Below are 24,495 nucleotides of genomic sequence, written 5' to 3' on the forward strand. Positions count from 1 at the left end.
AGGACTCGGCGCTTTCAGCCATGACGCAGATCACGCTCCCCTTCGGGGTTGCATCTGATTCGCGAGCCGGCGATGGGCCCTAAAGTCCGGCACTTCGCCGCGGTGCGGCGCCACGACAAGACGCCCCGATGCGCTCACTTCCCGCTTGTCTGCTGGCCCTGGTGGCCGCATCCGCCCTGTCTTATGCCCAGGCCCAGCAACTCAGCGAAAGCCCCCAGGGGCTGCGCGATGCCACGCCGCGCTGGCATGCGCTGACCGGCGCCCGGCTCGTGCTGGCGCCGGGCCAGGTGGTCGACAACGGCACGCTGGTGATGAAGGACGGCGTCATCGTGGCGGCAGGCGCCCACGTGAAGCCGCCCGCCGGCGCCAAGGTCTGGCCGCTCGCGGGCCGCACGGTCTACGCCGGCTTCATCGACGCCGCCAGCAGCCTGGGCCAGGGCCGCGGCGAGCCGCCCAAGCTGAAGTCGCCCACACCGGGCCAGCGCTGGGTGCGCGCCGAGTTCCGCCAGGCCGCCGCGCTGGAGATCAAGGCCGACGACGTGCGCGCCGCGCGCGAGCAGGGTTTCACGGCGGCGCTGTCGCTGCCGCCCGCCGGCGCGGTGTTCCGCGGTCAGAGCACGCTGATCAGCCTGCGCGACGGCGGCGACGCGCGCAGCCTGGTGCTCGCGGCCGATGTGGCCCAGCACCTGGCCCATGAGTACACGACCTTCGATTTCGAAGGCGGCGGCAGGCCGGCCCACCTCAGCTACCCGACCTCGCTGATGGGCAGCATCGCGCTGGAGCGACAGACGCTGCTGAACGCACGCTGGGCCGCGTCGCCCACATCACCACCATCGACCGGCGATCGGCGCGAGTTCAACGCCAGCCTGGCCGCGCTCGCGCCGGCGCTGGGCGGCCGCCAGCCCGTCATCCACGAGGCGCTGGACGACGAGGACCTGGCCCGCCTCGCCAAGCTGCGCGACGAATTCGGCCTGCAGCTCATCGTCCAGGGCACCGGCCATGAATACCGCAAGGCGGCGCAGCTCAAGGCCTGGGGCCTGCCCGTCATCTTGCCGCTGGCCTACCCCGCCGCACCAGAGGTGGAGCAGCCCGAAAGCGCGCTGGACGTGCTGCTGCACCAGTTGCAGCACTGGGAGCGCGCGCCCGGCAACGCGGCGGCGCTGCAGGCGGCAGGCGTGCTGTTCGCCATCTCCACGCAAGGCCTGAAGGACGTGAAGAAGGAGTTCTGGCCGCGGCTGCGCCAGGCCGTGCAACGCGGCCTCACACCTGACGCCGCGCTGGCCGCGCTGACCACCACGCCGGCCCGGCTGCTCAACCAGCCGCGCCTGGGCCGCCTGGCGCCGGGCCAGCTCGCCCACATCGTCGTCGCCAGTGGCGACCTGTTCACCGCCGAGCAGGCCGAGGTGGAGCTGGCCTTCGTCGACGGCCAACCCCTGCCGACCGAGGCCTGGGAGCGCTTCGACGCGCGCGGCCAATGGGCCGTGACTCCCGCCGGCGCCACTGCGTTGACCTGGCAGATCGCCGGCACGCGCGCCCGGCCGACGCTGCAGGTGGACGGCAAGGCCTGCGAGCTGCAGCAGCGCGGCCGCGAACTGCTGCTGCGCTGGCCCTGCGACGGTGGCGCCAGGGAGAGCCTGCGGCTGGAAGGCCGCGACGCGACGCTGACCGGCGCGCTGACGCTGGCCGATGGCCGCACGCAACGCTGGACGGCGACACGCACCGCGCCGTTCGAGCCGCCGGCGCCCAAGCCTGCCGTCGTCGCGACGCCCTCGCCCGCCACGTTCCCGGCCGGCGTCTTCGGCCGCACCGCACCGCCCGAGCGGCCCGCGGCCGTCCTCGTGCGCAACGCGACCGTCTGGACCAGCGCCGCCGCCGGCACGCTGGCCGCCACCGACCTGCTGGTGCGCGACGGCCGCATCGCCGCCATCGGCCCGGGCCTGGCCGCGCCGGCTGGCGCGGTCGTCCTCGACGCGACGGGCCGCCACCTGACGCCCGGCCTCATCGACGCGCACTCGCACACCGCCATCAACCGCGGCATCAACGAGTTCGCGCACTCCGTGACGGCCGAGGTGCGCGTGGCCGACGTTGTCGACGCGACCGACATCAGCATCTACCGCCAGTTGGCCGGCGGCGTGACCAGCGCCAACCTGCTGCACGGCTCGGCCAACGCCATCGGCGGGCAGAACCAGGTCATCAAGATGCGCTGGGGGCTGGACGCGGACGCGCTGAAGTTCGAGGGCGCGCGGCCCGGCATCAAGTTCGCGCTGGGCGAGAACGTCAAGCGCGCCAACTTCCCCGCCGTCGAAGGCGACGCGCGCTACCCAACCACGCGCATGGGCGTGGAGCAGGTCATGCGCGACGCCTTCCTCGCGGCGCAGCGCTACCGCGAGCAGCGCCGGGCCGACCCGAACGCCCGCCGCGACCTGCAGATGGACACGCTGGTGGAGCTGCTGGAGAGAAAGCGCGTCATCCACATCCACAGCTACCGCGCCGACGAGATCCTGATGTTCGTCGCGCTCGCCAAGGCGTTCGGCCTGGAGGTCGCCACCTTCCAGCACGTGCTGGAGGCCTACAAGGTCGCTCCCGAGATCGCCTCGCTCGGCGCCGGCACCTCGGGCTTCTCGGACTGGTGGGGCTACAAGGTCGAGGTGCAGGACGCCATCCCGTACAACGGCGCGATGACGCAGAAGGCCGGCGTGCTGACGAGCTTCAACTCCGACAGCGACGAACTCGCCCGGCGCCTGAACACCGAAGCCGCCAAGGCGCTGCGCTACGGCGGCAAGGCCTGGGGCATGACCGAGGCGGACGCGCTGAAGTTCGTGACGATCAACGCCGCCAGGCAACTGCGCATCGACGGCCGCGTCGGCTCGCTGGAAGTGGGCAAGGACGCCGACTTCGTCCTGTGGAGCGCGAACCCGCTGTCCAGCGCGGCCAAGGCCGAGCAGACCTGGATCGACGGTCGGCGCTACTTCGACCTGGCCGAGGACGCACAACTGCGTGAACGCGACCGCGCCGAGCGCGCGCGCCTCGTCGCGCTGGCCCTGCCCGAGCGCGCCAAGGCCGCCGCGCCACCGGAGGGCCGGCCGGCGTCGCCCGTGACCGCCGCCCTCGACCAGCTCGACCTGCAGCGCTGGCTGCACGCCATGAACCGCGACCGCCACAGCTATTTCGGCGGCGATGCCTGGCATGAATGCACCCTGGACGCGTACTGACATGAAGGCCGCCCTCATCGCCCCGCTGCTGGCCGCCGCCCTCACGGCCCAGGCCACGCCCAACACGCCGCCCCCGCCGCAACGCGAGCCGCTGCTGCTGCGCAACGCCACACTGCACCCGGTCAGCGGCCCGGTCATCGCCAACGGCAGCCTGCGCATCGAGGCCGGCAAGGTGCGCGCCATCGGTGGCGCCGAGTTGGCCGCGCCGCCCGGCACGAAGGTCGTGGACCTCGGCGGGCGCCACGTCTACCCCGGCATGGTGGCGGCCAACACCAGCCTGGGCCTGGCCGAGATCCGCGCCGTCAATGCGTCCAACGACAGCACCGAGACCGGCCCGCTGAACCCGAACGCGCGCGCGCTGGTGGCCTTCAACGCCGACAGCGAGCTGCTGCCCGTCACCCGCGCCGGTGGCGTGCTGGCCGCGCTGTCGGTGCCCGAGGCCGGCCGCACGGGCCTGATCGCGGGCACGTCGGCGCTGCTGCAGCTCGAAGGCTGGAACTGGCAGGACATGGCGCTGCGGCCCGAGGTGGCCCTGCACATCGCCGTGCCGCGCCTGCGCCTGAACAGCGCCCTCTTCCCCACCCAGACCGAGGCGCGCCTGGCCGAGATCCGCCGCTCGACCGAGGCCCGGCTGAAGCTGCTCGACGAGGCCTTCGACTCGGCCAAGGCCTACGCGCTGGCCCGCGCCGCCGACCCGGCCACGCCCATCGACACGCGCTGGGAGGCCATGCGCCCCGTGCTGCCCGCCGCGCCCGGCGCCGTGCCGGAACGCGCCGTCTTCATGCATGCCGACGACCTCGCGCAGATCCGCTTCGCGCTGGACTTCGCGGCCCGGCATGGCCTGAAGCTGGTCATCGTCGGCGGCGCAGACTCCTGGCGCGTGGCCGACACGCTGCGTGAGCGCAACGTCCCCGTCATCATCGGCGGCCTGCTGCGCCTGCCCATGCGGCGCGACGACCCGCCGGACGCCCTCTTCACGCTGCCCGCCCAGCTCGCCGCGGCCGGCGTGCGCTACTGCATCGCCGATGGCGGGCGCGACGCCACCAACGAGCGCAACCTGCCCTTCGAAGCCGCCCACGCCCGCGCCTTCGGCTTGAGCGACGACGAGGCCCTGAAGGCCGTGACGCTGTATCCGGCGCAGATCCTGGGCATCGCCGACCAGTTGGGCTCCCTCGAGGTCGGCAAGCTGGCCAACCTGTTCGTGTCGGACGGCGACCCGCTGGAACCATCGACGCGCATCGAACGCGTCTTCATCCAGGGGCGGGAGATCGAGCTGAGCGACCGGCAGACGGCGTTGCGGGACAAGTATCTGAAGCGGCCGGGCCCATGAATCTCAGCGTGTCCGAGCGTGACGACTGGCTCCATTGGGTCCGAGTTACCAGTATTCCCCTCGTCCATTTAGGCGATGGCGATAGCGTCCTTAACGTCGGTTCCGGGATGATGCTGGACCATGCAGGATGTCGCTTTCTCATTGCGGCCAAACACGTAGTTAAGCCGGATGCAGTCGGATGGGCCGCAGTCGTGCGGCAGGATGGACGTGGTCGACTGGAGTACTACCGCCCGAACTTCTTTACCTACGTAGGAGAAGTGAAACCAAGTAAGGGTGAGGTACGCCAACTCGATTTGTGTGCCGCTCAGGTGTCATCAGACTTGGAGACCTGGTACGAGTACCGCACTCCGCAAGGGCTCTTCGACAAGCTGCCGCACCACGTTTTCGATAGTCGGGACTTCTGCGAACCCAAGTCTGAGCAGATTTACGGCTTCTCAGGACGAGTTAAGACAGAACGGCACGGCGCTGACGCCCTTGTCTCTGAGATGGTGGTCTACCCTGGGCTCACGTACTCGCATACTGAAGATGAGGTTCATCACTTCAAACTCCCAGTGACGCATCCCGGACACGAAGCATTTCACGGCTGCAGTGGCTCACCGATAGTGGACGTCAACCGCAAAGTCGTCGGCCTCGTAGTCGGTGGTGACATTCCAAGCGACTCCATCCAGGTGGTCGCAATCGAACGGGTGCTGCCGAACCTCGCATTCCTCGCTTCGCGCTTCGGCTGACTGCCTCAGGGTGAATCGCCCCGGGTTTCGAGGAGGCTCAACACTCTGAGAGGATTGAGCCATGAGCAAGTCGAACAAGTTCTCGCCCGAGGTGCGTGAGCGCGCGGTGAGGATGGTGCAGGAGCACCGAGGGGGGTACCCGTCGCTGTGGGCAGCCATCGAGTCCATCGCGCCCAAGATCGGCTGCGTGCCGCAGACGCTGAACGAATGGGTCAAGCGTTCGGAGGTCGATGCTGGCGTTCGCGAGGGCGTGACGACCAGCGAGGCCCAACGCGTGAAGGAGCTCGAGCGCGCGGTGCGTGAACTGCGCAAGGCCAACGAGATTCTGAAGCTGGCCAGCGCGTTTTTCGCCCAGGCGGAGCTCGACCGCCGCATCAAGTCCTGAAGGCCTTCGTCGACCAGCATCGCCAGGAGTTCGGGGTCGAGTCGATCTGCAGCGTCTTGCAGATCGCCCCGTCGGCGTATTGGCGCCATGCGGCTCGTCGGCGCAACCCGGTGCTGTGCTCGCGTCGCGCGCAGCGCGATGCGAGCTTGGCGCCTCAAGTCCGGCGCGTCTGGCAGGCCAACATGCAGGTCTACGGCGCCGACAAGGTCTGGCGTCAGCTCAACCGCGAAGGCGTGGTGGTGGCGCGCTGCACCGTCGAGCGGTTGATGCGCCAGCAGGGCCTGCAGGGCGTGCGCCGTGGCAAGGCGGTGCGCACCACCGTCCCCGATCCCAAGGCGCCGTGCCCGCTGGACCGTGTCAACCGGCAGTTCCGTGCCGAGCGGCCCAACCAGCTCTGGGTCTCGGACTTCACCTACGTCTCAACTTGGCAGGGCTGGGTCTACGTGGCGTTCGTGGTGGACGTGTTCAGTCGGCGCATCGTGGGCTGGCGCCAGAGCAGCTCAATGCACACCGAGTTCGTTCTCGACGCGCTGGAACAGGCCTTGTACGACCGCAAGCCCGGCCAAGCGCAAGGCCTGGTACATCACTCGGATCGCGGGTCGCAATACCTGTCTATCCGCTACAGCGAGCGCCTGGCGGAGGCCGGCATCGAATCCTCAGTGGGCTCCAAGGGCGACAGTTACGACAACGCCCTGGCCGAGACCATCAACGGGCTCTACAAGGCGGAGGTCATCCATCGTCGCGGACCGTGGAAGACCAAGCAGGCAGTGGAACTGGCAACGCTGGAGTGGGTGGCTTGGTTCAACCACCACCGATTGATGGAGCCGCTGGGCTACGTCCCGCCGGCCGAGTTCGAGGCCAACTACCATCGACAACGCGCTGGTCAGGCCGCGACCGTCTGACTTAAACCGAAAGGCCTCCGCGATTCCCGGGGCGGTTCAGGGTGCGATCTGCTCCGCGTAGTCGTACAGCGCCGACAAGATGCCCTCACCCCGCTCGTCCGCCGTCTCGCCGAGCTGGTCGATGCGTTCCATGAAGGCCGCCAGCGTCTGCGCGCCGCCCTCGCCGTCGTGCAGCCGCGCGGCCAGGTGCGCCTGCCAGCGTTCGGCTTCTTCGACCGACAGGCTGGCAGGAAAGTTGCGCGCGCGCCAGCGGAAGACGAGTTCGTCCAGCCGCGCGTCCTGGAAGGCCAGCTTGCCCTGGGCCGCGCGTTCGGCGAGTTGCTCGGGCGGCGTGGTGCGCACGCGGTTCAGCGCGCGGCGGTCCTCGTTGCCGATGAAGCCGCCGTAGAGGTCCTCGTCAACGTCGGCGGCAGGGAACGGCTCGCGCTGGAACACGTCGGCCCACAGGCCGTCGAGCCGCCGGCCCTGCTCGGCCAGCAGCCGCGCGTGGGCGAGCTGCGCGTCCACGTCATGCCCCCAGCGCTGGGCCATCGCCGGGCTGAGCGTCTTCAGGTTGCCGATGACGACGGGGCTCTTGTTGACATGGATGGTCTTGATGGGCAGCCGCGTGACGCCGTCGGGCAGCGCCTCCTGCTTGACGAACAGGCGCGCGCGGATGGCCTCGGCGCTCAGCGTCAGCAGCTCGGCCGGGTCCACGGCGCAGTCCCAGACGATCAGCTCGTTCTTGTTGGTCGGGTGCGGCGCCAGCGGCCAGACCAGGGCGACGCAGCCACGCTCGGGGCCGTACATGCCGGAGATGTGCAGGAAGGGCTTGCCCTGGGACTGGGCCGTCGCGATCTCGTCCCACACCGCCTGCTTGGTGCGCAGCTTCAGGCAGAAGTCCCACAACCGGGGCTGGGCCTGGCGCAGCTTGCGCGCCAGCGCCACGGTGGCGCGCACGTCGGACAGCGCGTCGTGCGCCGCCTCATGCGCCAGGCCGTTGGCGGCGGTCAGGTGTTCGAGCTTGAAGCTGGGGCGGCCGTCCTCGTGCCTGGGCCATTCAATGCCGTCGGGCCGCAGCGCGTAGGCGCAGCGCACGACGTCCAGCAGGTCCCAGCGGCCGCAGCCGTTTTGCCACTCGCGGCCGTAGGGGTCGATGAGGCTGCGCCAGAACAGGTGGCGCGTCACCTCGTCGTCGAAGCGGATGGAGTTGTAGCCGACGCCGACGGTGCCGGGCAGCGCCATGACGGTCTCGATGCTGGCGGCGAACTCGTGCTCCGGCACGCCGTGCTGCAGGCAGTGCTGCGGCAGGATGCCGGTCAGCAGGCAGGACTCGGGGTCCGGCAGGTAGTCGGGCGCCGGCTGGCAGTACAGCATCAGCGGCTCGCCGATCTCGTTGAGTTCGGCATCGGTGCGCAGGCCGGCGAACTGGGCGGGCCGGTCACGGCGCGGCACGCGCCCGAAGGTCTCGTAGTCGTGCCAGTAGAAGGTCAGGTCGCTCATGCCGGCACGATAGCCGATGGGGCGGGCGCGCGCGACCGCGCGCCTACCAGCGCGCACGGCCTACAGTGCCGACGATCCACTCCAGGTGCCACGCCATGAAAGCCCCGCTCCTTGCCCTGCTGCTGTGCGCCTGCGCGGCGGCCCGCGCCGACGACGCCGCGCCCGAGTACAAGCTGACGGCGGGCCACTACCGCTACAGCGACGGCACCACCGGCCAGGACGTGAACCTGCGCCGCCGCGCCGGCGACACCAACCTGTGGCTGGGCTATTACCGCGACGGCGTCTTCGGCCGCCAGGCCCGCACCGGCTTCGACACGTCCATCGCGCTGGCCGACGATCTGGCGCTGCAGCCCTCGCTGCAGGCCGCGTCGCGCGGCTTCTTCGGCGGCAGCGCCAACCTGCAATGGGGCACGACCTGGTTCGCGCTGCTCGGCTGGGGCCGCACCAACCTCAAGCCCTACTACAACCTGAACTGGGACCCCAACGACGCCGTCACCGTCGGCGCCGGCTGGCGTGGCGACGGCGGGCGCACGCTGTCGGTCACGCTGATCGCCGACGACCGCCTGGGCACGGGCCAGCGTCACCTGCACCTGTTCGGCCGCTGGCCGCTTGCCGACGACCTGCGGCTGACGCTGGACCTTCTGCACAAGACCGGCCAGGGCGGGGACGACAACGTCAGCCAGGTGCGCGCCTGGGGCTGGAGCGCCGCGCTGGACTGGCCCACCTGGTTCGTGCGGCTGGCGCACGACCCCAAGCAGAACTTCTCGGCGCAGGACGCGAACCGGCTGTCAGTCGGGCTGCGCTTCTGAGGCGGCGCCGCCCTTGGGCTTGAACCACGCCACGTACAGCGTCGGCAGCACCACCAGCGTCAGCAGCGTGGCCGTGACCAGCCCGCCGATGACGACGACGGCCAGCGGCCGCTGGGTCTCGGCACCGATGTCGTGCGACAGCGCCATCGGCAGCAGCCCCAGCGCCGCCAGCATCGCCGTCATCAGCACCGTGCGCAGCCGCTGCATGGAACCCTCGCGCACCGCATCGCGCACGCTGTGGCCGGCGTTGCGCAACTGCTGGAACACGCTGAGCATGACCACGCCGTTGAGCACCGCCTGGCCCGACAGCGCGATGAAGCCGATGGCCGCCGACACCGACAGCGGGATGTCCAGCACGAACAGCGCCACGAAGCCGCCGATCAGCGCCAGCGGCACGTTCAGCAGGATCAGCGCCGCCATGCGGAAGTCGTTGAAGGCGTTGAACAGCAGCACGAAGATCAGCAGCAGCGAGATCGGCACGACGACCGACAGCCGCTTCATCGCCCGCTCCTGGTTCTCGAACTCGCCGGACCACTTCAGCGCATAGCCCTCGGGCACGGTCACGCCCTGTGCGATGCGCGCCTTCATGTCGGCGACGATGGAGCCCATGTCGCGGCCCTTGATGAACACGCCGATGGCCATCGTGCGCCGGCCGGCCTCGCGGGCGATGTTCATCGCGCCCGTGGTTTCGCGGATGGTGGTCACCTCGGACAGCGGCACCGTGCCGCCGCCCGGCGTGGAGATCAGCGTGCGCGGCAGCTCGGCGATGGCGCGCTTGGCCTCGGGCAGCCGCACGGCGACGGCGACCTTGCGCTCGCCCTCCCACAGCCAGGTGGCGGCCTTGCCGGCGAGCGCGGCCTCGATGACGTCCTGCACGTCGCCCACGTTCAGCCCCAGCCGCGCGGCGCGGGCGCGGTCGATGTCCACCACCAGTTGCGGCAGCTCGCCCTCGCGGTCGATCTCGGCGAGGTACACGCCCTCCACCTGCTTGACCTCGCGCTGGATGGCGCGCGTCAGGTTGCCCAGCTGCTGCAGGTCGTCGCCCGAGGCCTTGATGACAATCTGGCCGTCGATCTGCGAGATGGACTCCAGCACGTTGTCGCGGATGGGCTGCGAGAACGACGGCTCCATGCCCGGCACGGCCGACACGGCGGTGTCCATCTCGGCGATCAGGTCGGCCTTGGTCTTGCCCGCACGCCATTGCTCCGCCGGCTTCAGGTCCACGAAGATCTCGGCCATGCTGATGGTCTTGGGGTCGGTGCCGTCCTCCGGCTGGCCGGTCTTGGAGACCACCGTGTTGACCTCGGGCACCGTGTGCAGTGCCTCGCGCACCTGGCGCAGCACACGCGTGGCCTCCTGCGTCGACACGCTGGACGGCAGCCGCAGGTTGACCCAGATGGTGCCCTCGTCCAGTTCAGGCAGGAACTCCGAGCCCAGCCGTGAGGCCGCACCCAGCGCCAGCACGAAGACGACGCCGGCCACTGCCATGACGGCGCGCGGCCGGGCCAGCGCCCAGTCCAGCACCGGCGCGTAGACGCCCTTGGCGCCGCGCACCAGGCGGTTGTCGCCATGCGGCAGGCGCCGGCGCAGCATCCAGTAGGCCAGCAGCGGCACCAGCGTCAGCGAGAACACCAGCGAGCCCAGCAGCGCCATGCTGACCGACAGTGCCATCGGCTGGAAGATGCGGCCCTCGTGGCGCTGCAGCGCAAAGATGGGGATGTGCGCCGCGATGATGATGAGCATGGAGAACAGCGTCGGCCGGCCCACCTCGTCGGTCGCGCTGGCGATGAGGTGCATGCGCTTCTTCAGGTCCAGCCCTTCGCCGCGCTCGGCCAGGCGGTGCATGATGTTCTCGACGACGATGACCGCGCCGTCCACGATGATGCCGAAGTCCATCGCACCCAGGCTCAGCAGGTTGGCCGGCACGCCCAGGATCTTCAGCCCCAGGAAGGTCGCCAGCAGCGCCAGCGGAATGACCGCCACGACGGCCAGGCTGGCGCGCAGGTTGGACAGGAACAGGTACAGCACCAGCGACACCAGCAGCGCGCCCTCCACGAGGTTGCGGAACACGGTGGACAGGGTCTTGGCCATCAGCCACGTGCGGTCGTAGAACGGCACGATCTGCACGCCCGGCGGCAGGCCGCGCTCGTTGAGTTCAGCCAGCTTGTCCTTCACGCCCTTGAGCACCACGCTGGCGTTCTCGCCCTTGCGCATGACGACGATGCCGGTGACGACGTCGTCGTCATCGTCCTGCCCCACCACGCCCAGCCGCGGCACGGCGCCCACCTCGACGCTGGCGATGTCGCGCACCAGCACCGGCGTGCCGCCGCGCGCGGTGACGACGATCTGGCCGATGTCGTCCGCCGAGCGCAGCAGGCCGATGCCGCGGATCGCGTACTGCTGCGCGCCCTGCGCCACATAGCTGCCGCCCGCGTTGGCATTGCCGCGGCCCAGCGCGTCCAGCAGGTTCTGGAAGGTCAGCCCGTAGGCGCGCAGCTTGTCCAGGTCGGGCTGCACCTCGTACTGCTTGATGTAGCCGCCCATGGCCACCACGTCGGCCACGCCCGGCACCTGGCGCAGGCCGCGTTCGACCACCCAGTCCTCGATGGAGCGCAGCTCCGTCGTGCTCTTGCCGTCGCCCTTGAGCCGGTAGCGCATGATCTCGCCCACCGGCGTCGCGTTGGGCGCGATGTCGGCCGTCACGCCGGGCGGCAGGTCCACGCCGCGCAGCCGCTCGCCCACTTCCTGGCGCACCGCCTGCACCGTCGCCGCATCGTCATACGTGATGACCGTGTACGACAGCCCGAACTGCGTGTGCGAGAACACGCGGATGGCATTCGGCAGGCCCGACAGCGCCACCTCGATGGGCAGCGTGATCTGCTTTTCCACCTCCTCGGCCGCGTGGCCCGGGTACAGCGCGATGACGGTGACCTGCGTGTCGGTCACGTCCGGGAAGGCCTCGACCGACAGATTCAGGAACGCCACCACGCCCGCGCCGGCGAACAGCAGCACCGCGAGCACCACCAATACCGGCTGGCCCAGCGCCAGCATGACGAGCCGCCTCATGGCTGGGCCGCCTTGGCCGTGGCCTCGGCCGCGCGCATCTGCCGGTCCAGCAGCAGCGCGTTCTCCACCACCACCTGCTCACCCGCCGCCAGGCCCCGCTGCAGCACCACCTGCTGCGCACCCATCGTGCCCGTCTGCACCTCGCGCGGCTCGAACACGCCAGGCCGGGGCGACACAAACACCCAGTGCTTCTCGCCGCGCAGCAGCACGGCGCCGGCCGGCACGACGACACCTTCGCCGGTGCCGCGCTGCAGGTGCGCCGTGGCCAGCATCTCGGCCTTCAGCAGCCGCTCGGCATTGGCCACCACGCCGCGCACCTTGATCGTGCGCGACGCCGGGTCGATGACGTCGGCCAGCGCCGTCACCCGGCCCTGGAAGCGCCGGCCCGGGTAGGCCGCCAGCTCCAGCTCGAAGGCGCTGCCGGGCTGCAGCGCGGCCACCTCGGTGTCGCGCGCGTCGATCTGGACCCACAGCGTGCCGGGGTCGCTGATGACGAACAGCGCCGGCACGCCGGGGCCGCTCTGGTCGGGGCGCAGCTCCTGGCCGGGATTGAGGTTGCGCTCGACGACGACGCCGGCGATGCCGGCACGCAGCGCGATCTGCTGGTTGACCGGCATGCCGCTGCCGCCGCCGTACATGCGCACGCGCGCCCTCGCCCGCGCCAGCTCGGCCTCGGTGCGGGCGGCGTCGGCCTCGGCCTGCTCGAAGTCGCGCTGCGCGACGATGCCGGCGGCCAGCAGCTCGCGCTGGCGCTGCAGCTGCTTGTGCGTCAGCGCCTGGTCGGCCTCGGCACGCGCCATGTCGGCCTGGGCAGCGCCGAAGTCCGGCGACGCCAGTTCTGCCAGCGCCTGCCCGGGCTTGACCGTGCGACCGATGTCGGCGGCGATGTGCTCCACGCGCCCCGCGAAGGCCGGGTAGACGCGCTGCGTGCGGTCCTCGTTCCACACCAGCTTGGCACTCAGCGGCACGTCCACGCTGCTGCCCGGGCGCGCGGCGTCCAGCTTCAGCAGGCGCAGCTGCGGGTGGCCGGCCGGGAAGATCAGCTGCTGGCCCTGCACGATGGCTTCGGCCGGCGCCGGCGCGGCGCCGGATTCGCGGTTGCAGGCCGTAAGCCCGGCGGTCAGCGCGGCGGCAGCGGCCACCAGCAGGGTCAGGCGCAAGATCGGGCGCAGGGGACGGGTGTGGGCATTCATGGCTGTTTCGCGAATTCGGGGTCGGTGAGCAGCGCCCAGGCGCCGGTGGCGCGGGCGTGGTCGGCGCGGGCGGCGAGCGCGTCCAGCACGGCGGTGCGCAGGCTGCGGCGCGCGTCGACGAGATCGGTCAGCGACATCGCGCCCTTGCGGTAGGCCAGCTCGGCCTGGGCCAGCACCTGGCGCGCCTTGGGCAACAGCTCGGTCTCGTGCACGGCCAGCGTGCGGGCGCTGGCCTGCAGGTCCAGCGCCGCCTGGTTCAGGTCGGCCTCGGCCATCAGCCGCGTGCGGTCGGCCAGGTCGCGCGCCTGCTGCAGCTGCGCGCGGGCGCGGCCGGTCTCGCCCTGCTGGGCATAGCCGATCTGCAGCGGCATCTGCAGGCGCAGCTCGACGAGGCGGTTGGACGTGCCGGGGTAATGGTCCACCGACACACCCCAGGTCACGTCCGACTTGCGTGCCGCGAGCGTGCCGTCCAGCACCGCCTGCGCGGCCTGGATGCGCGCCTCGGCCGCCTGCACGTCGGCACGGCGGGCCACGAGCACCGCGCGCTGCGCGTCGTCCAGCGGCGGCGCGTCGGTGGGCGCCGGCCAGGCGGACGCATCGATGGCGATGTCGTCGCCACCGCGGCCGATCAGCCGGGCCAGCGCCAGGCTCGCGCGGCGCCGGTCGGCGCCCGCGCTGGCCAGGTCGATGCCGGCGCGCGAGGCCTCGATCTCGGCGCGCGCCAGGTCCTGGGCCGAGATGTCGCCCGCACGGTGGCGGGCGCGCATCGCGGCGATCAGCTCGTCCGCGCCGCGCTTGAGCGCCGCCACCTCCTCGACGCGCTGCTGCGCGGCGGCCAGGTCCACGCTGGCACCCAGCGCCAGCCCGAGCTGCTGGCGGCGCACGTCGGCCATGTCGCCGGCCGCGGCTTCAGCAGCGGCGCGGGCGGCCGCCGTGCGCAGCGCGCGCTTGTCACCGCGTTCCCAGGTCCAGTCCACGCCGACGGACTTGTCGATGCGCTTGTCGGCGAACAGGTTGCCGGGGCCCAGGCCGTGCTGCAGGTCCATCTGGCTGGACTTCAGCGTCAGCTGCGGCAGCGGCGCGTGGTCGGCGGCGAGGATGTCGGCGCGGGCCGCGTCCAGGCCGGACCGTGCAACGGCCACGTCGAAATTGCTGCCGGCCAGGCGCAGCACGTCGGCCAGGCCTAGCGGTGGCGGCGGCAGCGGCGGTGCACCGGGCGTGTCGGCGTGTGCACCGGCCGCAGCCAGCGCGGTGGCGAGCACAAAGGCGGAAAACTTCATGACCGCGGTTGTCGCGTGAGCGGCCTGACCAGAACCTGACCTGGGCCGACACCGTGCAGACAGCCCCGTGCGCTAACTTCTCGTCATGCGCATCCTTCTCGTCGAAGACGACGCCACGCTGAGCCGCGTGGTGAGCCGCAGCCTGTGCGACCAAGGCCATCACGTGGATCATGCCGACAGCGTCGACGCCGCGCGCTACCTGTGGCGCATCCAGAACCATGACGCCGTGCTGCTGGACCTGACGCTGCCCGACGGCAACGGCCTGCAGCTGCTGCGCGAGGCCCGCGCCCGCGGCGACCGCACGCCCGTGCTCGTGCTGACGGCCCGCAACCGCACCGAGGAACGCATCGCCGGGCTGGATGCCGGCGCCGACGACTACCTGGGCAAGCCCTTCGACCTGGCGGAGGTGGAGGCGCGGCTGCGTGCCGTCGTGCGCCGCCGGCTGGACCTGGACGACCGCGTCAGCATCGGCGCGCTGGCGCTGGACCGCCGCACGCAGCGCCTGTACCTGGACGACACCCCGCTGCAGCTGCCGGCCCGCGAGTTCGCCGTGCTGTGCGAGCTGCTGACGCCGCCCGGCCGCGTCGTCAGCAAGGCCGCGCTGGCCGACAAGCTGTCGGGCTTCGACGACCTGCTGGCCGCCAACGCGCTGGAGGCCTTCATCTCCCGCCTGCGCAAGAAGCTGCAGGGCAGCGGCGCCGAGATCCGCACGCTGCGCGGCCTGGGCTACCTGATCGAGGCGGCGTGACGGCCACGGACACCCAGGCGCCGCGCCTGTCGCTGCGCACGCGGCTGGTGCGGCACGTGACGCTGCCGCTGCTCATCACCTGGGCGCTGGGCACGGCGATGGCGCTGGGCATCGCGTCCTACTTCACGCAGCGGGCCTACGACCGCGCGATGCTGGACGATGCCTACCTGCTGGCCACGCACGTCGTGCAGCGCAACGGCCAGCTGGCGCTCAACATGAGCTCCGACGACATCCACACGGTGCTGTTCGACCAGACGGAGCAGGTGTACTTCGCCATCCTGGACCGCGGCGGGCGGCTGGTGGCCGGCCACCCCGGGCTGCACGCGCCCGAGCCCGATGGCGGCGGCGACTGGCGCTACGTGAACCTGCACTACCAGGGCCAGGACCTGCGCGCCGTCGTGCTGGACCGCAGCGCCTCGCCCGTGCAGGTCATCGTCGCGCTGACCACCCACAGCCGCCACGAGCTGCTGCAACAGCTCGCGCTGTTCTCCGTCGCGCCGCAGGTGCCCCTGCTGATGGGCCTGGTGCTGTGGCTGCGCCGCGTGGTGAGCCGCGACCTGCAACCGCTGTCGCGGCTGCAGCAACTGGTGGAGTCGCGCGACGCCGCCGACCTGTCCCCCCTGCCCGCCGGCCTGATGGCGCAGGCCGCCTCGCGCGACGTGCACGGCCTGGCGACGTCCATCGACGACCTGCTGGGGCGCGTGGCACGCGGCGTGGCCGCGCAGCGCGAGTTTGCCGGCAACGTGGCGCACGAACTGCGCACGCCGCTGGCGGGCATCCGGGCGCTGGCGGAGTACGGCCTGTCGCAGCGCGACCCGCAGCAGTGGCGCGACCAGTTGCAGGCCGTGCTGCACAGCCAGCGGCGCGCCAGCCGGCTGGTGAACCAGCTGCTGGCCATCGCACTGGCCGAGGAAGCCGGCGCCGCCGTGCAGCTCAAGCCCACCGACCTGGCCGACCTCGCGCGCGAGCAGTTGCTGCAGATGCTGCCCGAGGCCGACCGCGCCGGCGTGGAGCTGGAGGCCATCGGCCTGGAAACACCGGCCTGGGTGATGGCAGACACGGCGCTGCTGGAAGGCCTGCTCGGCAACCTGCTGGACAACGCGCTGCGCTATGGCCGCCCGCCGGGCGAACCCGGCCGCGTCTGGATCGAGCTGCGGCGCACGGCCGGCCGCACGCTGCTGAGCGTCTGCGACCAGGGGCCGGGCATGGGGCCCGAACGGCGCCAGGCCCTGAAGGCCCGTTGGCGCCAGGGCGCCGACGGCGCCGCGCTGGGCGTGGGCGCCGGCCTGGGGCTGTCCATCGTGCAGCGCTACGCCGAGGTGATGCAAGCTGACCTGGAGCTGGCTGAAGGTGATGGCGGCGTGGGTTTGCGCGCCAGCGTCTCATTCCGGTCATCCGACGGGCCGACACTCGCGGCCCCATGACACGACACCTGCTGTGCGCCGCGCTGGCGCTGATCCCGCTGGCCGGCCATGCGCAGGACGAGGCCCCGGCCACCGAACGCTGGTCCCTGCACGGCCAGTTCACGACCGTGCTGCAGCGCCATGGCCGCTTCGCCTCGCCCTACGAGGGCGAGAACAGCCTGAAGGCGGCCGAAGGCACGAAGACGACGATGGACGCGACGGCCTTCCTGGGCCTGCGCCTGTGGCGCGGCGCCGAGCTCTACCTGAACCCCGAGTTCGACCGCGGCTTCGGCCTCAGCGACACGCTGGGCGTGGCCGGTTTCCCCAGCGGCGAGGCCTACAAGGTGGGCCACCATTCGGCCTATGGGCGGCTGCAGCGGGCTTTCGTGCGCCAGGTCGTGGCGCTGGACGATGCGTCCGGCGCGATGCAGGAGTCGGCCGCCAACCAGTTGGCCGGCCCGCGCCCCGCGGACAACCTGACGCTGACCGTCGGCAAGTTCTCGGTGGTCGACGTGTTCGACAACAACGGCTACGCCCACGACCCGCGGGCCGACTTCCTGAACTGGTCGGTCATCGACGCCGGTGCCTTCGACTACGCGGCCGACTCCTGGGGCTACAGCCTGGGCGCGGCGGCCGAGTGGACGCAGGGCCCTTGGACCGCCCGCACGGGCCTGTTCGCGCTGTCCCGCGAGCCCAACGGCACGACGCTGGATGCGAGCTTCGCCCAGCACCAGTGGGTGGCCGAGGTGGAGCACCGGCACGACCTGGGCGGGCGGCCCGGCAAGGTCCGGCTGCTGGCGTATGCCTCGCATGCCCGCATGGGCCGCTACGACGACGCGGTGGCGCTGGGCTCGCCGGCCGACACGGCGCAGGTGCGGCGCATGGCGGGCAAGCAGGGCTTTGCCGTCACCGCCGAGCAGGCGCTGGCGGCCAACCTGGGCGCCTTCGCGCGCTACAGCCGCAACGACGGCCGCACCGAGGCCTTCGACTTCACGGACATCAACCGCTCGCTGAGCGCAGGCCTGGTCGTCGACGGCGCGGCCTGGTCGCAACCCGGGCACACGCTGGGCGTGGCGCTGGCGGTGAATTCGCTGTCGGGCCCGGCGCGGCGCTACTTCGCGGCCGCCGGCCTGGGCCTCCTGATCGGCGACGGCCGGCTGGACCGCTACGCCAGCGAGCAGATCGCCGAGGCCTACTACGCCGTGCGCTTCGCGCCGGGCCTGAGCGCGACGCTGGACCTGCAGCACCTGCGCCACCCGGCCTACAACGCGGCACGCGGGCCGGTCAGCGTGGCCGGCGCGCGGCTGCACGCCGAGTTCTGAGTCAGCGTTTCCTGACGACCACGCTGCCGATGGAGTAGCCGGCGCCGAACGAGCAGATGACGCCCGTCTCGCCGGCCTTGAGGTCCGCGCGGTGGTGGTGGAAGGCGATGACGGAGCCGGCCGACGCGGTGTTGGCGTACTCGTTCAGGATCAGCGGTGCGATGTCGCCGCCAGCGTCCGCACCCACCAGCTTCTTGATGACCAGCTGGTTCATGCCCTGGTTGGCCTGGTGCAGCCAGAAGCGGCGCATCTGCGTGGGCTCCAGGCCCAGCTTGGCGAGGTGGCCCTCGATGTGCGCGGCGGCCAGCGGCACCACTTCCTTGAAGACCTTGCGGCCCTCCTGGTAGAAGGTCAGGTCGCGGTCGTTCGGGTCGCGGTCCTCGGCGCGGTTCATGAAGCCGAAGTTGTTGCGGATGTTGCTGCTGAACTGCGTGGCGAGCTGGGTGCCGAGGATCTCCCACTGGTCCGCACCCGTGGCGTCTTCCGCGCGCTCGACGATGAGGGCCGTGCAGACGTCGCCGAAGATGAAATGGCAGTCGCGGTCCCGCCATTCCAGGTGGGCCGACGTGATCTCGGGGTTCACCACCAGCACGCACTTGGACGCGCCCGAGCGCACCGCGTTGAAGGCCTGCTCCAGCGCGAAGGTGGCCGACGAACAGGCCACGTTCATGTCGAAGCCGTAGCCGCCGGCCCCGAGCGCCTGCTGGATCTCGACGGCCATGGCCGGGTAGGCGCGCTGCATGTTGGCACTCGAGCACAGCACGGCGTCCACGTCCGCGCCGGTCTTGCCGGCCTGTTCCAGCGCCTGCCTGGCCGCCGCGACGGCGATCTCGGCCATCAGCGACAGCTGGTCGTCGCCGCGCGGCGCGAAGCGCGGGTACATGCGGGTCGGGTCCAGCACGCCGTCCTTCTCGATGACGTAACGCTGCTTGATGCCCGAAGCCTTCTCGATGAACTCGACGCTGGAATGCGTCAGCGCGGCACGCTCGCCCGTCGCAATGGCCGTCGCGTGCTCGGCGTTGTGCAGGTCGGCGTAGCGGTTGAAGGCTTCGACGAGCTCGGCGTTGGTGATGACGTGCGGCGGCCGGTAGAGGCCGGTGCCGCTGATGACCACGGCCGGGAATGAAGCTTGCATAAGGTAGACGGAAGCCGCCGCTGCTGATGGACGAAGCCTGAAATTTTACTGAGCCATCATGGTGCCTCGTCTAGGCACTAGCCTGGGGACCTATGCACGAAGACAGTTTGTTGCCGCCTGACGATGGCCTGCGCCTGGCGCTGCACAACGAGGTGCACGCCCGCCCGCCGGCGCGCATCCGTCTGCCCGCCGTGATCGTGCACGTGGCCGTGCTCAACGACGGCGTCAGCCGCGCCGAAGAGCATGCGCACCTGAAGCAGTTGCCCGGCCAGCACGCGCTGCCCGCGGAGGCACTGAACGCCAACTTCCTGCGGCTGCGCTGCGGCGAGTTTTCGCTGAAGTGGGAGCGACACGCGGAATTCACGCGCTACGCGGTGGTGCAGCCGCTGCCGGCCGGCGCCGAACCCGGTGCACAGACGCTGGACTGCCTCGCATTGCGCGTGGCCGGCGACTGGCTGGGGCGCATCCCGGGGCGCACCGTGGCCGCCATCAAGCTCGTCATGATCGAGCGTCCGCTGACGTTCGCCCCCAGCGCGCTGGCCGAAGCGCGGGCCTGGTTCGGCGCGCACGCGGTGGTGGCGTCCACGATGGGCGGGCATTCGCTGGTGGTGACCGACTTCTGCCTGCGCGCCAGCGGATTCGAGCACATCGTCGTGCTGGCCGAGCCCGGCACCCCCGAGACCCGCGCCGGCCGCATCTGCCAGCGCCTGCTGGAGCTGGAGACCTACCGGCTGATGGCCTTGCGCGGCCTGCCGGCGGCCAAGGCGCTGGGCACGACGCTGGCCGACGTGGAGGCGGCGCTGGCCGACATCACGGCGCGGCTGGAGCGGCGCGATGCGTCCGAGGCCGAACTGCTGGACGACCTGATCTCCACCGCCGCGCGCGTGGAGCACGCCACGGCCGAGCACCAGTACCGCTTCGCGGCCACCGAGGCCTACCACGCCATCGTCGCGGCGCGGCTGAGCGAGCTGCACGAGGGCAAGGTGGCCGGCACGCAGACGCTGGGCGAGTTCATGCAGCGCCGCCTGTCGCCGGCCATCGCCACCGTCAGCGCGACGGCGCAGCGGCTGGCCGCGCTGTCGCAGCGCATCGAACGCGCCAGCGCCCTGCTGCGCACGCGCGTGGACATCGCCACCGAGGCGCAGAACCAGCAACTGCTGGCCCAGCTCGGCCACGGCCAGCAGACCCAGTTGCGCATGCAGGCCACCGTGGAAGGCTTGTCGCTGGCGGCCATCACCTACTACGTCGTCAGCCTGCTGCTGTATGCCTTCAAGGCGCTGAAGGCCGAGGGCTGGCTGCCCATCAGCCCGGAGCTGGCCGCAGGGGCGGCGATCCCGCTGGTGCTGGCCGGCGTGTGGTGGACGACGCGGCGGATTCACAGACGCTTCCTGGGCCATTGACGCCAGCCGCGTAGAATCAATCACCGGGCCCAAATTTTGTCTTCGGCCCGGCGCGCCGCGCCTTGATTTCGCAAGCGAAGTCAGCCTGCGACGCGACGGCCTCACCGCCGTCGAGGGCGCCCTGCCCTCATGCCGAAGCAAGTCAAGCGCTCGCAGCCCAGGTCGCGCACTGCCAAACGCGCGCCGCAACTGTGAACTCGAGCGATGGAAATCTTCGACTACGACAACATCCTGCTGCTGCCGCGCAAATGCCGCGTGGAGAGCCGTTCGGACTGCGACACCAGCGTGCAGTTCGGCCCGCACCGCTTCAAGCTGCCGGTCATGCCGGCCAACATGAAGACGGTGGTGGACGAGCCCATCACCGAGATGCTGGCCCGCGAAGGCTACTTCTACGTGATGCACCGCTTCGATCTGGACAGCCTCGCCTACGCCAAGGGCATGCGCGACAAGGGCCTGCTGGTGAGCCTGAGCGTGGGCGTGAAGCCGGCGGACTACGACCTGGTCGACCGGCTCGCCGCCGAGGGCGTCGGCGCCGACTACCTGACCATCGACATCGCCCACGGCCATGCCGAGAGCGTGCAGCGCATGATCGCCCACATCAAGCGCAGGCTGCCCGATGCCTTCGTCATCGCCGGCAACGTCGGCACGCCCGAGGGCGTCATCGACCTGGAGAACTGGGGCGCGGACGCGACCAAGGTCGGCGTGGGCCCGGGCAAGGTCTGCATCACGCGGCTGAAGACCGGCTTCGGCACGGGCGGCTGGCAGCTGTCGGCGCTGAAGTGGTGCGCCCGCGTCGCCACCAAGCCCATCGTGGCCGACGGCGGCATCCGCCACCACGGCGACATCGCCAAGAGCGTGCGCTTCGGCGCGTCCATGGTGATGATCGGGTCGCTCTTCGCCGGCCACGAGGACTCGCCCGGCAAGACGGTGGAGGTCGATGGCAAGCTGTTCAAGGAGTACTACGGCTCGGCCAGCGACTTCAACAAGGGCGAGTACCGCCATGTCGAAGGCAAGCGCATCCTGGAGCCGGTCAAGGGCAGGCTCAGCGACACGCTGCGCGAGATGCAGGAAGACCTGCAGAGCTCGATCTCCTACGCGGGCGGCACGCAGCTGGCGGACCTGAAGAAAGTGAACTACGTGATCCTGGGTGGAGAAAACGCGGGGGAACACTTGTTCATGTGATCGCCGCAGGCGAGCACCGAGCGCGAAGCGCGAAGCCCGCGTTTCGGCTCAGCCCAAACGCGGGGGAACACTTGTTCATGTGATCGCCGCAGGCGCGCACCGAGCGCGAAGCGCGAAGCCCGCGTTTCGGTGGCGCAGCCAAAACGCCGGGAAACCTCTGTTCATGTGAGCGCTCAGCGCAATGTCACCGAGGCCTCGAAGCCCGGCTCGGCATTGCGCAGTTCCAGCCGGCTGCCGTGCGCCTCGGCCACCAGCCGGCACAGGCAAAGCCCCAGGCCCACGCCGCCTTCGTGGCGCGTACGTGCGGCATCGGGCCGGTAGAACGGCTGCCCCAGGTGCGCCAGCGCCTCCGGCGGCACGCCGGGGCCGAAGTCGCGCACCGTCATGCGCACGCCGCTACCGGCGCGCGCCAGCGTCAGTTGCACGGCGCCGCGCGCTGCGTCGTTGTGGCGCAGCGCGTTGTGCACGAGATTGCGCAGCAGCAGTTGCATACGCAGGCGATCCAGCTTCAGCAGCGGCAGGGCGGGCTCGATCAGCAGTTCCACGCCAGGCTGGGCTTGCTCGCGCGCCAGTTCGGCCAGGTCGCAATCCGCCACCTGCAGCGCGCTGTGCCCCGAGCCCAGGCGCTCGCTTTCCAGCAGCGCCGTGATGAGGTCACGCATCTGCGCCAGCTCGTCCAGCAGCCCGTCGCGCGACGGGCCTTCGCTCACCAGCTCGGCGTGCAGCCGCGCGCGCGTCAGCGGGCTGCGCAGTTCGTGGCTCATGGCCAGCAGCAGCGCGCGCTTGCCGTCCAGCATGGCCTGGATGTCGGACGCCATCTGGTTGAACCGCATCGCGAGGTCGCCGATCTCATCGTCGTGGATGACCGGCACGCGGTGCCCGAACTCGCCGCGCCCGAAGGCCTCCGCACCCAGGGCGAGCGCATGCATCGGCCGCACCATGTGCCGGATCACGCCAAAGGCCAGGCCGGTGACCAGCAGCAGCGCCGGTGCCGCCCACAGCAGCCCGTAGCCCGCCCCGGTGGCGCACCACCACAGGATGGCGCTGCTGGCGAGCGCGAGCACCAGGAAGACCGCGATCAGCCGCGCGCCCAGCGAATGCTTGAACCGGGCATGCTGGTGGTGCCAACGCTGGTGCCAGCGGTGGCGGGCACGCCAGTGCCACTGCCAGTCACGCCCGATGGCCCGCTCCAGCTTGCGCATCTTGCGGCGCTTGCGCTCGCGCCAGTGGTGGTCGTAGGGGTGATGCGGCCTCACGAGGACTTCTCCGGCAGCGCGAAGCAGTAGCCCGCATTGCGCAGCGTCTTCAGCGCGGCCAGCGGCTCCAGCTTGCGGCGCAGCCGGCTGACGAGGATGTCCACGGCGCGCGTGTACAGCTCGGCCTCCTGGCCGCGCAGCCGGTTCAGGATGTCGTCGCGCGAGAACACGCGGCCGGGCTCGCGGGCCAGCATCAGCAGCAGCTCGTACTCGGTGCCGGTCAACTCGACGAGGCCGTGCGCGACACGCACCTCGCGGCGCGGGGCGTCGATCTGCAGGCCGTCGAAGCACAGCGTGGCCGCTGGCTGCGCTGCGCCGGGCGTTGGCGTCAAGCGCGTGCGGCGCAGGATGGTCTGAAGCCGCGCGGCCAGCTCACGGGGCTCGAAGGGCTTGGGCAGGTAGTCATCCGCGCCCAATTCCAGCCCGACGACGCGGTCCGTCAGGTCGCCGCGGGCGGTCAGCATCAGCACGGGAATGTCGCGCCAGGCGTCGCTGCCGGCACGCAGCCGCCTGCAGAACTCGAAGCCGTCCATCTCGGGCAGCATGCCGTCCAGGATGAGCGCGTCGAAACGCTCGCCCGCCAGCCGCGCCAGCGCGGCACTGGGGCGGGTGACGGCTTCCAGCTGCAGGTCGAAACGGGCCAGGTATTGCGTCAGCGGCCCGGCCAGGGCCTCGTCGTCGTCGATCAGCAGCAGTCGGTGCATGGGGCGATTATTCGTGCCTGGCGCGCACCAGCGTGATGGCGCGCTCCGGGCAGGCGCTGACGCAATGGCCGCAGCCTTCGCAGGCGGCGGCGTTGGGCGTGAAGGCCTGCTGCCAGTCGTGCGCCCAGCCCTTGAGCTGCCCGACCAGGCTCAGCGAGCGACGCTCGAACAGGTCCAGCGTGCCGAGGGTGAAGACGCCGTAGGGGCAGACGGCCACGCAGTCGCCCTTGCCCTCGCAGCGGTTGCGGTCGATGTGCGGCGCAAAGCGGCCGGCAGGCGGCGCGCCGCAGTGCGCGTCCATCATGCGGCGTGGCGCCCGTGACGCTCGTGGTGAGCGTGGCGGTCGCGGCCGATGCGCCGCATCAGGAAGCGCAAGACCTGGCGCTGTTCGGCGTCCAGCGCGTCGAAGAAGTCGGCAAACGCGCCGACTGCACCCGGGCCGGCCGCGCGCAGCGCATCCAGCCTGGCGTCCAGCAGTTGCTGCGCCGATTCGCGCGGGAACTGCTCGCCGGCCATCAGCCCGGCCAGTTCGGGCCCGCGCGCCAAGCCGCTCAAGGCTTCGCGCTGGGTCTGCAAGTGCCCGAACCAGGCGCCCAGCAGGCGTTGCTGCTCGTCATCCAGGTCCAGCTTGGCAGCGATTCGTGCGAGGACATGGTCTGCGAAGCCTCCAGCGTGAGCGTGGCGGCCGAAAGGATGGCCGTGATGGCCGTGATGGCCGTGGCCCAGGTGGTGGCGAAATTCATGGTGCGCGTGCCAGCGACGAAAGAAGTTCATGGTGTGCTCCGTGGGCGCTCGAGGCCCGGGGTTGGGATGGTTCTCATCATTGCGGGCCGGCCTCCTCAGCGCATCTCGGCGCGGTATCGCCGGGTTTCGTTTTGTATCGACGACGGCCCATAAAATCGCCGGCTCCCCTCCAGACGACCCCGCTCCGTGCGCACGGAGCCAGCCGAGACCGCCC

The 24,495-nt window shown here is 70.9% G+C and carries 19 protein-coding genes and 1 other annotated feature; of the genes, 10 read left to right on the plus strand and 9 right to left on the minus strand.

All coding sequences use genetic code 11. The features are described from left to right. Nucleotides 1-128: 128 nt before the first annotated feature. The 4 genes from ACO07H_RS15100 to ACO07H_RS15115 all read left to right on the plus strand — a co-directional run bounded on the left by ACO07H_RS15100 (nucleotide 129) and on the right by ACO07H_RS15115 (nucleotide 6,557). Complete coding sequence (locus tag ACO07H_RS15100) at nucleotides 129-3,212, plus strand: amidohydrolase family protein (protein WP_422015536.1); 3,084 nt, start codon at nucleotides 129-131, stop codon at nucleotides 3,210-3,212. 1 nt (nucleotide 3,213) lies between these two features. After that, complete coding sequence (locus ACO07H_RS15105) at nucleotides 3,214-4,542, plus strand: amidohydrolase family protein (RefSeq protein WP_422015538.1); 1,329 nt, start codon at nucleotides 3,214-3,216, stop codon at nucleotides 4,540-4,542. Continuing rightward, nucleotides 4,539-5,270 carry a hypothetical protein gene (locus ACO07H_RS15110; RefSeq protein ID WP_422015540.1) on the plus strand — a complete coding sequence of 244 codons (732 nt, stop codon included), beginning with the start codon at nucleotides 4,539-4,541 and terminating at the stop codon, nucleotides 5,268-5,270. The genes ACO07H_RS15105 and ACO07H_RS15110 overlap by 4 nt, the downstream gene beginning before the upstream one ends. 61 nt (nucleotides 5,271-5,331) lie before the next feature. After that, a protein-coding gene (locus ACO07H_RS15115; protein WP_422015542.1) for an IS3 family transposase occupies nucleotides 5,332-6,557 on the plus strand; the annotation gives its coding sequence in 2 pieces (ribosomal slippage) (nucleotides 5,332-5,620 and nucleotides 5,620-6,557; 1,227 coding nt in all). Further along, nucleotides 5,610-5,726, plus strand: a sequence feature (AL1L pseudoknot). (Overlaps the previous gene by 117 nt.) A 36-nt stretch (nucleotides 6,558-6,593) precedes the next feature. Here the strand turns inward: ACO07H_RS15115 and sbcB are convergent. Next, entirely contained in the window at nucleotides 6,594-8,039 is a 1,446-nt protein-coding gene (gene sbcB, locus ACO07H_RS15120) for an exodeoxyribonuclease I (RefSeq protein WP_422015544.1), read from the minus strand. Nucleotides 8,040-8,134: 95 nt separating this feature from the next. Here sbcB and ACO07H_RS15125 point away from each other — a divergent pair, with 95 nt between their 5' ends. Further along, the gene (locus ACO07H_RS15125) at nucleotides 8,135-8,848 is read left to right on the plus strand and encodes a hypothetical protein (RefSeq protein WP_422015546.1); all 714 of its coding nucleotides are present in this window, start codon (nucleotides 8,135-8,137) and stop codon (nucleotides 8,846-8,848) included. Here ACO07H_RS15125 and ACO07H_RS15130 read toward each other — a convergent pair. From ACO07H_RS15130 to ACO07H_RS15140, 3 genes are read right to left on the minus strand one after another with little or no spacing between them, the layout of a single operon-like run. After that, on the minus strand, nucleotides 8,828-11,914 hold the full coding sequence (locus tag ACO07H_RS15130; protein WP_422015548.1) for an efflux RND transporter permease subunit: 3,087 nt from the start codon (nucleotides 11,912-11,914) through the stop codon (nucleotides 8,828-8,830). The genes ACO07H_RS15125 and ACO07H_RS15130 overlap by 21 nt on opposite strands. Beyond that, nucleotides 11,911-13,107, minus strand: coding sequence for an efflux RND transporter periplasmic adaptor subunit (locus ACO07H_RS15135; RefSeq protein ID WP_422015550.1), 1,197 nt, complete (start codon nucleotides 13,105-13,107; stop codon nucleotides 11,911-11,913). Before ACO07H_RS15135 ends, ACO07H_RS15130 begins: the two co-directional genes overlap by 4 nt. Next, nucleotides 13,104-14,387 (minus strand): TolC family protein, encoded by a 1,284-nt coding sequence (locus ACO07H_RS15140; protein ID WP_422015552.1) that lies wholly within the window; start codon nucleotides 14,385-14,387, stop codon nucleotides 13,104-13,106. The genes ACO07H_RS15135 and ACO07H_RS15140 overlap by 4 nt, the downstream gene beginning before the upstream one ends. Nucleotides 14,388-14,472: 85 nt before the next feature. Between ACO07H_RS15140 and ACO07H_RS15145 the strand changes: the two genes are divergently transcribed. Genes ACO07H_RS15145 through ACO07H_RS15155 form a run of 3 tightly spaced genes read left to right on the plus strand, consistent with a single transcriptional unit; the run spans nucleotide 14,473 to nucleotide 17,860 of the window. After that, nucleotides 14,473-15,135, plus strand: coding sequence for a response regulator transcription factor (locus ACO07H_RS15145; RefSeq protein WP_422015554.1), 663 nt, complete (start codon nucleotides 14,473-14,475; stop codon nucleotides 15,133-15,135). Then, the gene (locus ACO07H_RS15150) at nucleotides 15,132-16,559 is read left to right on the plus strand and encodes a sensor histidine kinase (RefSeq protein WP_422015556.1); all 1,428 of its coding nucleotides are present in this window, start codon (nucleotides 15,132-15,134) and stop codon (nucleotides 16,557-16,559) included. The genes ACO07H_RS15145 and ACO07H_RS15150 overlap by 4 nt, the downstream gene beginning before the upstream one ends. Continuing rightward, nucleotides 16,556-17,860 carry a carbohydrate porin gene (locus ACO07H_RS15155; RefSeq protein WP_422015558.1) on the plus strand — a complete coding sequence of 435 codons (1,305 nt, stop codon included), beginning with the start codon at nucleotides 16,556-16,558 and terminating at the stop codon, nucleotides 17,858-17,860. Before ACO07H_RS15150 ends, ACO07H_RS15155 begins: the two co-directional genes overlap by 4 nt. 1 nt (nucleotide 17,861) lies before the next feature. Here the strand turns inward: ACO07H_RS15155 and ACO07H_RS15160 are convergent, their stop codons facing one another. Continuing rightward, entirely contained in the window at nucleotides 17,862-18,995 is a 1,134-nt protein-coding gene (locus ACO07H_RS15160; protein ID WP_422015560.1) for a beta-ketoacyl-ACP synthase III, read from the minus strand. Between the two features lie 110 nt (nucleotides 18,996-19,105). Here ACO07H_RS15160 and ACO07H_RS15165 point away from each other — a divergent pair, with 110 nt between their 5' ends. Both ACO07H_RS15165 and ACO07H_RS15170 read left to right on the plus strand, forming a co-directional pair. Further along, a complete protein-coding gene (locus ACO07H_RS15165; RefSeq protein WP_422015562.1) occupies nucleotides 19,106-20,395 on the plus strand; it encodes a DUF3422 family protein in 1,290 nt (429 codons plus the stop codon). Between the two features lie 204 nt (nucleotides 20,396-20,599). Then, complete coding sequence (locus tag ACO07H_RS15170) at nucleotides 20,600-21,577, plus strand: GMP reductase (protein WP_422015564.1); 978 nt, start codon at nucleotides 20,600-20,602, stop codon at nucleotides 21,575-21,577. A 173-nt stretch (nucleotides 21,578-21,750) separates the two neighbouring features. Here the strand turns inward: ACO07H_RS15170 and ACO07H_RS15175 are convergent, their stop codons facing one another. From ACO07H_RS15175 to ACO07H_RS15190, 4 genes are read right to left on the minus strand one after another with little or no spacing between them, the layout of a single operon-like run. Beyond that, nucleotides 21,751-22,833: a sensor histidine kinase gene (locus tag ACO07H_RS15175; protein WP_422015566.1), complete on the minus strand. Its 1,083-nt coding sequence runs from the start codon at nucleotides 22,831-22,833 to the stop codon at nucleotides 21,751-21,753. After that, entirely contained in the window at nucleotides 22,830-23,537 is a 708-nt protein-coding gene (locus ACO07H_RS15180; RefSeq protein WP_422015568.1) for a response regulator transcription factor, read from the minus strand. Before ACO07H_RS15180 ends, ACO07H_RS15175 begins: the two co-directional genes overlap by 4 nt. A 7-nt stretch (nucleotides 23,538-23,544) precedes the next feature. After that, on the minus strand, nucleotides 23,545-23,841 hold the full coding sequence (locus ACO07H_RS15185) for a 4Fe-4S binding protein (protein ID WP_422015570.1): 297 nt from the start codon (nucleotides 23,839-23,841) through the stop codon (nucleotides 23,545-23,547). After that, nucleotides 23,838-24,311: a hypothetical protein gene (locus ACO07H_RS15190; RefSeq protein ID WP_422015572.1), complete on the minus strand. Its 474-nt coding sequence runs from the start codon at nucleotides 24,309-24,311 to the stop codon at nucleotides 23,838-23,840. Before ACO07H_RS15190 ends, ACO07H_RS15185 begins: the two co-directional genes overlap by 4 nt. Between the last annotated feature and the right edge of the window lie 184 nt (nucleotides 24,312-24,495).

Origin of the sequence: Roseateles sp. (assembly GCF_965229315.1) — a bacterium.
Lineage (GTDB): Bacteria > Pseudomonadota > Gammaproteobacteria > Burkholderiales > Burkholderiaceae_C > Pelomonas.